Genomic DNA, 12,810 nt, shown 5'->3' on the forward strand with positions numbered 1-12,810 from the left:
TAATGGGTGGAGCTGACCGGTACTAATAGGCCGAGGGCTTGTCCTCAGTTGCTCGCGTCCACTGTGTTAGTTCTGAAGCAACGAACACGCCCCCCCTTTTCGGGTGGTGCGGCGGTTCGTAACTTCATAGAGTTTCGGTGGTCATAGCGTTAGGGAAACGCCCGGTTACATTCCGAACCCGGAAGCTAAGCCTTTCAGCGCCGATGGTACTGCAGGGGGGACCCTGTGGGAGAGTAGGACGCCGCCGAACAACCCGCCCTTTTAGCTCAGTCGGTAGAGCGTCTCCATGGTAAGGAGAAGGTCAACGGTTCGATTCCGTTAAAGGGCTCCGAAATGAAAAGGCCCCCGCCTCTTGGCGGGGGCCTTTTCGCGTTTCCGGGGTGTGTGCGGACGAGTAGCCGGCACCCCCTCGCAGAGGGGGCGCCGGCCGGGGGTCAGCTGGGGTCCGGCTCGCGCAGGCGCATCGCCAGGATGGCCATGTCGTCGGAGGCCGGGGCCTGGGCGAAGCGTTCGACCGCGCGGAGGATTCGGGAGGCGACCGCGCCGGCCGTCAGGCCCGTACACGTCCTGAGGACCTCGGCGAGGCCGTCGTCGCCCAGCATGCGGGTGCCCTCGCGGCGTTCCGTCACGCCGTCCGTGACGCACAGGAGGACGTCTCCCGGGTCGAGCGTGATCGTCTGCTCGTACAGCTCCAGGTCCTCCATGACGCCCAGGAGGGGCTGGGGTTCGGCCGCGGGCTCGACCGTGCCGTCCGGGCGGAGGCGCAGTGGCAGGGGGTGGCCGGCGCAGACGACCTTGAGGATCGCCGAGCCGTCGTCCTGCGGGCGCATCTCGCCGTAGAGGAGGGTCAGGAAGCGGCTGCGGGCGCCCTCGTCGAGGATCGCCGCGTTCAGCCGCTCCAGGACGGCGGGGCCGCCGAAGCCCTCGCGGGCCAGGAGGCGCAGGGCGTGGCGGGCCAGGCCGGTGACGGCGGCCGCCTCCGGGCCCGTACCGCACACGTCACCGATGGCGAATCCGTACGCGCCGTCCCGGATCGGGAAGAGGTCGTAGAAGTCGCCTCCGACCTCGTTGCCCTCGCCGGCCGCGCGGTAGATCACGTCGACCTCGACGCCCGGGATGGTGGGCAGGCCGGGCGGGAGGAGGCTGCGCTGGAGGGACTGGCTGATCGCCACGCGCTCCGAGTACAGGCGGGCGTTGTCCAGGGCCAGGGCGGCCCGGCGCGAGAGGTCCTCGGCGAGCTCCAGGATCTCCTGGCGGAAGTGGTCCTCCGAGGGCCGGCCGAGGGTCAGCATGCCGATGACCCGGTTGCGGGCGACCAGCGGCAGGACGACCGTCTCGCCGGCGACCGCGCTCGCGGTGGCCAGGGTGGTGTCGATGCCGGAGGACAGCGGGCTCGCGGGGTGGTCGAGGGCGCGGACCGAGGCGGTCAGCGCGGCGCGGTGCGCGGCCTCGCCCGGGGCGGACCAGACGCGGGCGCCGAGGGTCGGCACCGGGTCGGGCGGGGCGATGGAGGAGAGCAGGGCCTTGAGGCCGTCGATGCGGTCCTCGTCCTCGTGGAGCACGTACGAGAGGTACGGGTCGGAGGCCTGGTCGGCGATCGTGTAGACCGCGCACCAGGTGGCGAGGGTGGGGACCGTCATCTGGGCCATGAGGGCCAGGGTCTGGTCGCGGTCGAGGGTGCCGGCCAGGAGGTCGGAGGCCTCGACGAGGAAGCTGAGGGAGCCGCGGCGCAGGCGCTCCAGCTCGCCGAGGCGGGCGGACTCGACGGCCAGGGCGATGCGGTCGGCGGCGAACTGGAGGCGCAGGGCCTCCTCGTTGGAGTAGCGGTTCGCGGATTCGGCGGCCACGCCGAGGGAGCCGGTGAGGCGGCCCTCGACCTTCAGAGGGACCGTCACCACCGAGCGCATGCCGGTGCCTTCGAGGAGGGGGACGGCGCCGGGAACGGCTGCCAGGTCCTCGTGGACGGCGGGCATGCGGGCGGAGCCGTAACGGCTGGCGCCGGTCTCGACGGGGACGCGGGCGAAGCGCTGGCGGGCGGCCGGGAGTCCGGTGGTGGCCCGTACCTCGAGTTCCGTCTCGTCGTCGGTGGCGAGGAGGAGGAAGGCGGCGTCGCCGTCGAGCATGTCGCGGGCGCGCTCGACCGTGCGCTGGAGGAGGCCGTCGAGGTCGTCGGGGGCCGGGGAGCCGATGAAGACCTCGAAGGGGTCGGCGGCGGCGCGGCTCTCGGCGCCCGGTTCGACGGCGGGGCGCTGCGGGGTCTGGAGGACGGCGCGCTCGTGCTCCCGTACGAGGAGGCAGACGGTGGAGGGCTCGCCCTGGGCGTCGCGGACGCGGAGGTGCGAGGCGTACACGGGGATGACGCGGCCGTCGGCGCAACGGATGCCGTAGCTGCCCTCCCAGCGGGAGAGGCGGAGGGCCTCGGCGAGGCCGGTGCCGATGCCGGGGGTGTGGGGCCAGGCGGCGAGGTCGCCGAGGGGTTTGCCGATGACCAGTTCGGCGTCGTAGCCGAAGAGCTCCTCGGCGTCCTCGTTCCAGGCGGTGATCGTGCCGCCGCGGTCGATCTGGGCGACGGCGACGCGGACGCGGCTCTCGGCGACCGGGAGGAGGGCGTCGGGGAGGACGGGGCCCGCGGAGCGGGTGCCGACGGGGCGCTGGGCGAGGTCCAGGTGGAACCAGACGTGCTTGCGGGTGGGGGAGTAGTCGACGCCCCAGCGGTGGGCGAGGGCCGCGCAGAGGAGGAGGCCGCGGCCGTTCTCGCGGTCCGGGTTGCCGAGGGTGCGGCCGCTCTGGACGGGGATCTCGCGCTCGGGGTAGCGGTCGGCGACCTCGACGCGGATGCTGTCGTCGGAGCGGAGGCAGAGGACTTCGGCGGCGGTGCCTGCGTGGATGACGGCGTTGGTGACGAGCTCGCTGGTGAGGACGACGGCGTCGTCGACGAGCTCGGGGTGTCCCCAGCCCTGGAGGGTGTCCCGGACGAACGCGCGGGCGGCCGCGACGGACCGCCCGACGGGCTCGAAGGTGGCAGTCGCCCGCGCGGTGATCACAGCTCTCCTCGTACGCGTCTCGACGCCCGGCTCTGCCATGCTCGGTCTGTCCCTCCCGCTGCCCGGTGGTCGTGCGCACGCCACGCCGCCCCCGCCGGGCGGACCGGGGCGGTTGGACAGCCGGATGCCAGGTTACTTACCTTCGCTGTCCGAGCGGATGCCGGTCACCGTTGATTCCGTCCCTCGGGGGTAGGGACGCTGTGCGAAGCTGCCGAACTGTTATCGCCTGGTTCGGTCACGGTGAAACACTGGGCAGGCTGACGGCGAGAGCCGGAGCGGTACGGTCGACCCCTTTCGGGAGGGACACGGTGGAGTCTGGCACGGCGGCGCGGCGCGGCGGAGGCAGTGGCACGCGCGCGAGGGGCGGGCGTTCCCGTGGGGGGACGGTCCAGGTGGACGCGGCGGCGCTGGAGCGGTTGCTGGCCGCGCTGGTGTCGATGCGGGACGGGAACTTCCGCAGGCGTCTCACGGTGTCCGGTGACGGGGTCATGGCGGAGATCACCGCCGTGTTCAACGAGGTCGCCGACCGGCAGATGCACGTGACGGGGGAGCTGTCGCGGGTCCGGCGGGTGGTCGGCCGTGAGGGCAAGCTGTCCGAGCGTCTGGAGGCGGGGGCCAGCGAGGGGGCGTGGGCGGCGGCGATCGAGGCCGCGAACGCGCTCGTCGACGATCTGGCCCGGCCGGTGTCCGAGGTGGGGCGGGTCCTTTCGGCGGTGGCCGAGGGTGATCTGGACCAGCGGATGGACCTGCGTTCGGAGGGTGCGGACGGGACCGTGCGGCCGTTGCGCGGGGAGTTCCTGAAGGTCGCCCGTACCGCCAACAACCTCGTCGACCAGCTGTCGGTGTTCGCGTCCGAGGTGACCAGGGTCGCCGTCGAGGTGGGTACGGACGGCAAGCTGGGCGGGCAGGCGCAGGTGCGCGGGGTGTCCGGTTCGTGGAAGGACCTCACGGACTCGGTCAACACCATGGCGAACCGGCTGACGGCGCAGGTGCGGGACATCGCGCTCGTGACGACGGCGGTCGCGGACGGCGATCTGTCGCAGAAGGTCACGGCGAACGTGGCCGGAGAGATGCTGGAGCTGAAGAACACCGTCAACCGGATGGTGGACCAGCTGTCGTCGTTCTCCTCCGAGGTGACCCGTGTCGCGCGCGAGGTGGGCACGGAGGGCGAGCTGGGCGGTCAGGCCGAGGTGGCCGGGGTCGCCGGTGTGTGGAAGGACCTGACCGACTCCGTCAACACGATGGCGGGCAATCTCACCAATCAGGTGAGAGGCATCGCCGAGGTGACGACGGCGGTCGCGAACGGCGACCTGTCGCAGAAGGTACGGGTCTCCGCGCGCGGTGAGATCGCGCAACTCGCCGACACCATCAACCAGATGACGGAGACGCTGCGGACGTTCGCCGACGAGGTGACCCGGGTGTCGGGCGAGGTCGGCGCGCAGGGTCTGCTCGGCGGTCAGGCGCAGGTGCCGGGTGCGGCGGGCACGTGGAAGGACCTCACGGACTCCGTCAACACGGTCTTCCGGAACATCACCACGCAGGTGCGGGACATCGCGCAGGTGACGACGGCGGTCGCCAACGGCGACCTGTCGCAGAAGGTCACGGTGGACGTGGCCGGCGAGATGCTGGAGCTGAAGAACACCGTCAACACGATGGTGGACCAGCTCTCCGCCTTCGGTTCCGAGGTGACCCGGGTGGCCCGGGAGGTCGGCGTCGAGGGTCTGCTCGGCGGTCAGGCCGAGGTGCCGGGTGCGGCGGGCACGTGGAAGGACCTCACCGACTCGGTGAACACGGCCTTCCGCAACCTGACGGGTCAGGTGCGGGACATCGCGCAGGTGACGACGGCGGTCGCCAACGGCGACCTGTCGCAGAAGGTCACGGTGGACGTGGCCGGCGAGATGCTGGAGCTGAAGAACACCGTCAACACGATGGTGTCGCAGCTGTCGTCCTTCGCGGACCAGGTGACCCGGATGGCCCGGGACGTGGGCACCGAGGGCCGGCTCGGCGGTCAGGCGCGGGTGGACGGCGTGTCCGGGCGCTGGCGCGAGCTCACGGACTCCGTGAACTTCATGGCCGGCAACCTGACCTCGCAGGTGCGGCAGATCGCGCAGGTGACGACGGCCGTGGCGCGGGGCGACCTGTCGCAGAAGATCGACGTGGACGCGCGCGGCGAGATCCTGGAGCTGAAGAACACCATCAACACGATGGTCGACCAGCTCTCCGCCTTCGCGGACCAGGTGACCCGGGTGGCCCGCGAGGTGGGCACGGACGGGCGGCTCGGCGGTCAGGCGCAGGTGCCGGGCGTGGCCGGTGTGTGGCGTGATCTGACGGACTCGGTGAACGGCATGGCCGGCAACCTCACCACCCAGGTCCGCAACATCGCACAGGTCGCGACCGCGGTGGCGCGGGGCGACCTGTCGCAGAAGATCGACGTGGACGCGCGCGGCGAGATCCTGGAGCTGAAGAACACCCTCAACACGATGGTCGACCAGCTCTCGAACTTCGCGGAGCAGGTGACCCGGGTGGCCCGCGAGGTGGGCACCGAGGGCATCCTGGGCGGTCAGGCCGAGGTGCAGGGGGTCTCCGGCACCTGGAAGGACCTCACCCAGTCGGTGAACTTCATGGCGAACAACCTCACCATCCAGGTGCGGAACATCGCCGAGGTCACCACGGCGGTCGCCATGGGCGACCTGTCGAAGAAGATCACGGTCGACGCCAAGGGCGAGATCCTGGAGCTGGTGACGACCGTCAACACGATGGTCGACCAGCTGTCGAACTTCGCCGACGAGGTCACGCGCGTGGCCCGCGAGGTGGGTACGGAGGGCATCCTCGGCGGTCAGGCACGCGTGCGCGGTGTCACGGGTACGTGGAAGGACCTCAGCGACAACGTCAACCTGATGGCCAACAACCTGACCAGCCAGGTGCGGAACATCTCCCGGGTCTCCGCGGCCGTCGCCAACGGCGACCTGACGAAGAAGGTCACCGTCGAGGCGCGCGGCGAGGTCGCCGAACTCGCCGACACCGTCAACACGATGGTGACGACGCTGTCCTCGTTCGCCGACGAGGTGACCCGAGTGGCCCGCGAGGTGGGCACGGACGGCATCCTCGGCGGCCAGGCGCGGGTGCCCGGGGTGTCGGGGACCTGGCGGGACCTGACGGACTCGGTGAACGGCATGGCCGACAACCTCACCGGCCAGGTGCGCCAGATCGCCGCCGTCACCACCGCCATCGCCAAGGGCGACCTCACCAAGAAGATCGACATCGACGCGCGCGGTGAGATCCAGGAGCTGAAGAGCACCATCAACACGATGGTCGACCAGCTGTCGAACTTCGCCGAGGAGGTCACCCGCGTCGCCCGCGAGGTGGGTACGGACGGCCAGCTGGGCGGTCAGGCCCGGGTCCGCGACGTGGACGGCACCTGGCGGGACCTGACGGAGTCCGTGAACGAGATGGCCGGGAACCTGACCCGGCAGGTGCGGGCGATCGCGGCCGTCGCCACGGCGGTGACCCGCGGCGACCTCAACCTCAAGATCGACGGTGTCGACGCGGCGGGCGAGATCCAGGCCCTCCAGGAGAACATCAACACCATGATCGCCAACCTGCGCGACACCACCCTCGCCAACGAGGAGCAGGACTGGCTCAAGGGCAACCTGGCCCGCATCTCCGGCCTCATGCAGGGCCGGCGGGACCTGGACGACGTGGCTTCGCTCATCATGAGCGAGCTGACCCCGGTCGTCTCGGCCCAGCACGGCGCCTTCTTCGTGGCCATGCCGACGGGCTCCGCGCACAGCGACGCCGAACTCGTGGGCGAGGGCGACGGCTCGTACGAGCTGCGGATGCGCGGGAGTTACGGATACTCCGCCGGGTCCATGCCGACCTCGTTCCGGCCCGGGGAGACCCTCATCGGGACGGCGGCGGAGGAGAAGCGGACCATCCAGGTCAACGTGCCGCCGGGCTATCTGAAGATCTCGTCGGGACTCGGCGAGGCCGCGCCCGCGCATGTGATCGTGCTGCCGGTCCTCTTCGAGGGCAAGGTCCTCGGCGTGATCGAGCTGGCGTCCTTCCAGCCGTTCACGCAGATCCAGCGGGACTTCCTCAACCAGCTCGCCGAGCTCATCGCGACGACGGTCAACACCATCAGCGTCAACACCAAGACCGAGGTGCTGCTCCAGCAGTCGCAGGAGCTCACCGAGCAGCTCAAGGAGCGGTCGGCCGAGCTGGAGCACCGGCAGAAGGAACTCCAGGGCTCCAACCTGGAGCTGGAGGAGAAGGCCGAACTGCTCGCCCGGCAGAACCGCGACATCGAGGTGAAGAACACCGAGATCGAGGAGGCCCGGCAGGTCCTGGAGGAGCGCGCGGAACAGCTCGCCGTCTCCATGCGGTACAAGTCGGAGTTCCTCGCCAACATGTCGCACGAGCTGCGCACCCCGCTCAACTCGCTGCTGATCCTGGCCAAGTTGCTCGCCGACAACGCCGAGACCAACCTGACGCCGAAGCAGGTCGAGTTCGCCGAGACCATCCACGGCGCGGGCTCGGACCTGCTCCAGCTGATCAACGACATCCTCGACCTGTCGAAGGTCGAGGCGGGCAAGATGGACGTCTCGCCGACCCGTATCGCGCTCGTCCAGCTCGTCGACTACGTGGAGGCGACGTTCCGCCCGCTCACGGCGGAGAAGGGGCTCGACTTCTCGGTGCGGGTCTCGCCCGAGCTGCCCGCCACGCTCCACACCGACGAGCAGCGGCTGCTCCAGGTCCTGCGCAACCTGCTGTCCAACGCGGTGAAGTTCACCGACACGGGCGCGGTGGAGCTGGTGATCCGGCCGGCCGGCGCGGACGTGCCGCAGTCGATCCGCGAGCAGCTCCTGGAGGCCGGTTCGCTGCGCGACCCGGAGGCCGACCTGATCGCCTTCTCGGTCACCGACACCGGCATCGGGATCGCGGCGAGCAAGATGCGGGTCATCTTCGAGGCGTTCAAGCAGGCCGACGGCACGACCAGCCGGAAGTACGGCGGTACGGGTCTGGGCCTCTCGATCAGCCGGGAGATCGCGCGGCTGCTCGGCGGCGAGATCTTCGCCGCGAGCGAGCCCGGCCGCGGTTCGACGTTCACGCTCTATCTGCCGCTGAGCCCGACGGAGCTGCCGTCGAGCGGATACGGGCAGGGTGCGCAGGACGCCGAGGACCCGCAGCAGGGGGCCGAGGAGGGGACGGCCGGGGCCGTCCACCCGTTCCCGCACTTCCCGCCGCCGCCCGTACGGACGGAGGCGCGGTCCGGGGCCGGGGCACTGTTCCGGCACCGGCGGAAGGCCGCGGCGGAGGCGACCGGGGGGCGGGGCACGGTCCCCGGGCAGTTCGGTCAGCCGGAGGCGGGCCGGGAGGAGCCGGAGGCCGAGCCGCGCCGTACCTTCAACTTCTCCGGTGAGAAGGTGCTCATCGTCGACGACGACATCCGCAACGTCTTCGCGCTCACCAGCGTCCTGGAGCAGCACGGGCTCGCGGTGCTCTACGCCGAGAACGGGCGGGAGGGCATCGAGGTCCTGGAGCAGCACGACGACGTGACGGTCGTGCTGATGGACATCATGATGCCGGAGATGGACGGGTACGCGACGACGACCGCGATCCGGCGCATGCCGCAGTTCGCGGGGCTGCCGATCATCGCGCTGACGGCGAAGGCGATGAAGGGCGACCGGGAGAAGGCGATCGAGTCCGGTGCCTCGGACTACGTGACGAAGCCGGTCGACCCCGATCACCTGCTGACCGTCATGGAGCAGTGGATGCGGGGGGAGTGACTCCGGGGCCCTGTCGGGGCGGAGCTTCGTGCTCCGCCCCCGCACGCCGGCGGAGTGTCGCCGTGGGCGTGTGAGAGGGCGGCATACGGGGAACCTTCTGGTCTCCCACCGCGTTTCTCGTCTGTGCACAGTGACATCGCGGTGACAGGGTGTGGCGACGGGCGGGGTGCGGCTACGATGACCGGCACAAGGACGGACGGCGCTAGGGAGTCGTCTTCTGGGGCGGCGCCCGGTGCTTCCCCCGGTTCGGGGGACCGGGGAGAGCCGTTGCCGGGACGAGGAGGACGGGGCATGGTGCAGAAGGCCAAGATCCTCCTGGTCGATGACCGGCCGGAGAATCTGCTGGCGCTGGAGGCCATTCTCTCCGCGCTCGATCAGACGCTGGTGCGGGCATCGTCCGGGGAGGAAGCGCTCAAGGCGCTGTTGACGGACGACTTCGCGGTCATCCTGCTCGACGTCCAGATGCCGGGCATGGACGGTTTCGAGACCGCCGCCCACATCAAGCGGCGCGAGCGGACCCGGGACATCCCGATCATCTTCCTCACCGCCATCAACCACGGCCCCCACCACACCTTCCGGGGGTACGCGGCCGGGGCGGTCGACTACATCTCCAAGCCCTTCGACCCGTGGGTGCTGCGCGCCAAGGTCTCCGTCTTCGTCGAGCTCTACATGAAGAACTGCAAGCTGCGCGAGCAGGCCGCTCTGCTGCGGCTGCAGTTGGAGGGCGGCGGCGAGGGCGGTCACGGCAAGGAGTCCGCCGGACTGCTCGCCGAGCTCTCCGCCCGGCTCGCGGCCGTCGAGGAGCAGGCCGAGGCCCTGTCGAAGCAGCTCGACGACGACTCCGCCGACGCGGCGGCCGTCGCCACCGCCGCGCATCTGGAGCGCAAGCTCACCGGGCTGCGCAGGGCGCTCGACGCCCTCGAACCGGGTACGGGTGCCGCGCCGACCCTGCCCGCCCAGAGCTGACGCACCGTCATCGTGCGTCCGCCGTGGCGGGAATCGCCGTGATGCGGCGTCAGCGTCGCGCCACGGCAGGGACGACACGAACGGGTGAGGCGGACGGGCGCTCCCCACACCCCTGTCCACACCGGTAACCTCGGCACCATGGCTTCACGTACGTCCGGCAAGGGTTCCCAGGGCACGGCGGGCACCGCAAAACCGCGCGCCGGCCGGACGACGGGCGCCGCGAAGAAAGCGGCGCCCGCGAAAGCCCCCGCCAAGCCGCCCGCGAAGAAGGCGCCGGCCAAGAAGGCCGCGCCCGCCAAGCGCGCGCCCGCGCGGAAGACCGCCGCGAAGAAGGCCCCGCCCCGCCCCGCGCCGTCCCCGACCGGAGGCGTCTACCGGCTGGCGCGCGGCGCCTGGCTCGGCCTCGCCCACGGCATCGGGGCGATGCTCCGGGGGATAGGGCGCGGGGCCAAGGGTCTCGACCCCGCCCACCGCAAGGACGGGCTCGCGCTGCTCCTCCTCGGCCTCGCGCTGATCGTCGCCGCCGGCACCTGGTCCAACCTGCGCGGTCCGGTCGGCGACCTCGTCGAGATGCTCGTGACCGGATCCTTCGGCCGGCTCGACCTGCTCGTCCCGCTGCTGCTCGGCGGTATCGGCATCCGGCTCATCCTCTACCCGGAGAAGCCCGAGGCCAGCGGCCGGATCAGCATCGGCCTCTCCGCGCTCGTCGTCGGCATCCTCGGCCAGGTGCACATCGCCTGCGGTTCCCCGGGGCGCGGCGACGGCAGCGCGGCCATGCAGGACGCCGGCGGGCTCATCGGCTGGGCCGCGTCCCAGCCCCTCGTCTTCATGATGGGCGAGGTCCTCGCCGTCCCGATGCTGGTGCTGCTCACCGTCTTCGGGCTGCTCGTGGTCACCGCCACCCCGGTCAACGCGATCCCGCAGCGACTGCGGCTGCTCGGCGCGAAGCTGGGCATCGTCGAGCTCCCGGACGACCCGGCGGAGGCCGAGGAGTACGCGGGGCACCCGGGCCACGAGGGGTACGACGAGGAGTGGCGGGACGCGGGACCGCGACCGGCGCGGCCGGTCCGGCGCCGCTCGGCCGGGCCGTCGGAGCCGTACGACGTGGACCGGGCCGAGGCGGAGACGCTGGAGCGGCGCGGGCGCTCCTCCCGGCGCAGCTCCGGGCGGGTCGACCCCGACTCCGGCCTGGACCCGGTGGACGTCGCCGCGGCGGCCGCCGCGGCGCTCGACGGCGCCGTGCTGAACGGCATGCCGCCCTCGCCGATCGTCGCCGACCTGACCAAGGACGTCACCGCCGAGCGGAACGCGGCCCTGGCCGCCTCCGAAGCCGCCGCCTCGGCTTCCGAGGCCGTCGAGAAGGCCGCGCCCGTGCCGCCGGCCCGTGGGGGAGGCCGCTCCGGCGGGGCCGTACCGGATCTGACGAAGCCGGCTCCCGAGCCGACCGACCTGCCGCCCCGGGCCGAGCAGCTCCAGCTCGCGGGTGACATCACGTACTCCCTGCCCTCGCTCGACCACCTGGAGCGGGGCGGCCCCGGCAAGACCCGCAGCGCGGTCAACGACGCCGTCGCGGCGGCGCTGACGAACGTCTTCACCGAGTTCAAGGTGGACGCCGACGTCACGGGCTTCACCCGCGGCCCGACGGTCACGCGGTACGAGGTCGAGCTCGGCCCCGCCGTGAAGGTCGAGAAGATCACGGCACTGGCCAAGAACATCGCCTACGCCGTTGCCTCGCCCGACGTACGGATCATCTCGCCGATCCCCGGCAAGTCCGCGGTCGGCATCGAGATCCCGAACAGCGACCGCGAGATGGTCAACCTCGGCGACGTGCTGCGGCTCGCGGACGGTGACGACGACCACCCGATGCTGGTCGCGCTCGGCAAGGACGTCGAGGGCGGCTACGTGATGGCCAACCTCGCGAAGATGCCGCACATCCTGGTCGCCGGTGCCACCGGCTCAGGAAAGTCCTCGTGCATCAACTGCCTCATCACCTCGGTGATGATAAGAGCGACCCCCGAGGACGTCCGGATGGTGCTCGTCGACCCCAAGCGGGTCGAGCTCACCGCCTACGAGGGCATCCCGCACCTGATCACCCCGATCATCACCAACCCCAAGAAGGCCGCCGAGGCCCTCCAGTGGGTGGTGCGCGAGATGGACCTGCGCTACGACGACCTGGCCGCCTTCGGCTACCGGCACATCGACGACTTCAACCAGGCCATCCGGGACGGCAAGATCAAACTGCCCGAGGGCAGCGAGCGGGAGCTCAACCCGTACCCGTACCTCCTGGTGATCGTCGACGAGCTCGCCGACCTGATGATGGTCGCCCCGCGCGACGTCGAGGACTCGATCGTCCGCATCACCCAGTTGGCCCGCGCCGCCGGCATCCACCTCGTGCTTGCCACCCAGCGGCCGTCCGTGGACGTCGTGACCGGCCTGATCAAGGCGAACGTGCCCTCGCGGCTCGCCTTCGCCACCTCCTCGCTCGCCGACAGCCGCGTCATCCTCGACCAGCCCGGCGCAGAGAAGCTCATCGGCAAGGGCGACGGGCTCTTCCTGCCGATGGGCGCGAACAAGCCCATCCGCATGCAGGGCGCGTTCGTCACCGAGGCCGAGGTCGCGGCCGTCGTGCAGCACTGCAAGGACCAGATGACGCCCGTCTTCCGGGACGACGTCACCGTCGGCAGCAAGCAGAAGAAGGAGATCGACGAGGACATCGGCGACGACCTCGACCTGCTGTGCCAGGCCGCCGAACTGGTCGTCTCCACCCAGTTCGGCTCCACCTCGATGCTCCAGCGCAAGCTCCGCGTGGGCTTCGCGAAGGCCGGCCGCCTGATGGACCTGATGGAGTCGAGGAACATCGTCGGACCGAGCGAGGGGTCGAAGGCGCGGGACGTGCTCGTGAAGCCGGACGAGCTGGACGGGGTCCTGGCCGTGATCCGGGGGGAGTCGGGGGAGTAGCGGGTGTGGCTCCTCCGCGGGCGGGTACCCGGTCAGGACCGGGTCGGGTGCCCGAC

Annotated in this window: 4 protein-coding genes, 1 tRNA gene and 1 rRNA gene; 5 read left to right on the plus strand and 1 reads right to left on the minus strand. The window is 71.0% G+C overall.

What is annotated here, in order from left to right:
* Nucleotides 1-133: 133 nt before the first annotated feature.
* Both rrf and ACFYX3_RS32975 read left to right on the plus strand, forming a co-directional pair.
* A 5S ribosomal RNA gene (rrf, locus tag ACFYX3_RS32970) occupies nt 134-250 on the plus strand.
* A 5-nt stretch (nt 251-255) separates the two neighbouring features.
* Nucleotides 256-328: transfer RNA gene (locus ACFYX3_RS32975), tRNA-Thr, on the plus strand.
* 106 nt (nt 329-434) lie between these two features.
* Here ACFYX3_RS32975 and ACFYX3_RS32980 read toward each other — a convergent pair.
* Nucleotides 435-3,083 (minus strand): SpoIIE family protein phosphatase, encoded by a 2,649-nt coding sequence (locus tag ACFYX3_RS32980; RefSeq protein WP_382663264.1) that lies wholly within the window; start codon nt 3,081-3,083, stop codon nt 435-437.
* Between the two features lie 269 nt (nt 3,084-3,352).
* Here ACFYX3_RS32980 and ACFYX3_RS32985 point away from each other — a divergent pair, with 269 nt between their 5' ends.
* From ACFYX3_RS32985 to ACFYX3_RS32995, 3 genes are all read left to right on the plus strand, one after another.
* Nucleotides 3,353-8,830, plus strand: coding sequence for a HAMP domain-containing protein (locus tag ACFYX3_RS32985; RefSeq protein ID WP_385665177.1), 5,478 nt, complete (start codon nt 3,353-3,355; stop codon nt 8,828-8,830).
* A gap of 291 nt (nt 8,831-9,121) precedes the next feature.
* Entirely contained in the window at nt 9,122-9,796 is a 675-nt protein-coding gene (locus ACFYX3_RS32990; RefSeq protein ID WP_093873786.1) for a two-component system response regulator, read from the plus strand.
* Nucleotides 9,797-9,934: 138 nt separating this feature from the next.
* Entirely contained in the window at nt 9,935-12,754 is a 2,820-nt protein-coding gene (locus tag ACFYX3_RS32995) for a DNA translocase FtsK (protein WP_389021400.1), read from the plus strand.
* Nucleotides 12,755-12,810 lie beyond the last annotated feature (56 nt).

The organism is Streptomyces sp. NPDC002463 (assembly GCF_042889835.1).
In the GTDB taxonomy this organism is placed as follows: domain Bacteria; phylum Actinomycetota; class Actinomycetes; order Streptomycetales; family Streptomycetaceae; genus Streptomyces; species Streptomyces nymphaeiformis.

What these genes read in the sequence shown, in the direction of transcription:
- ACFYX3_RS32980 (WP_382663264.1), bottom strand. Translation starts at nt 3,083, where the DNA reads ATGGCAGAGCCGGGCGTCGAGACGCGTACGAGGAGAGCTGTGATCACC.
- ACFYX3_RS32995 (WP_389021400.1), top strand. Translation starts at nt 9,935, where the DNA reads ATGGCTTCACGTACGTCCGGCAAGGGTTCCCAGGGCACGGCGGGCACC.
- ACFYX3_RS32990 (WP_093873786.1), top strand. Translation starts at nt 9,122, where the DNA reads ATGGTGCAGAAGGCCAAGATCCTCCTGGTCGATGACCGGCCGGAGAAT.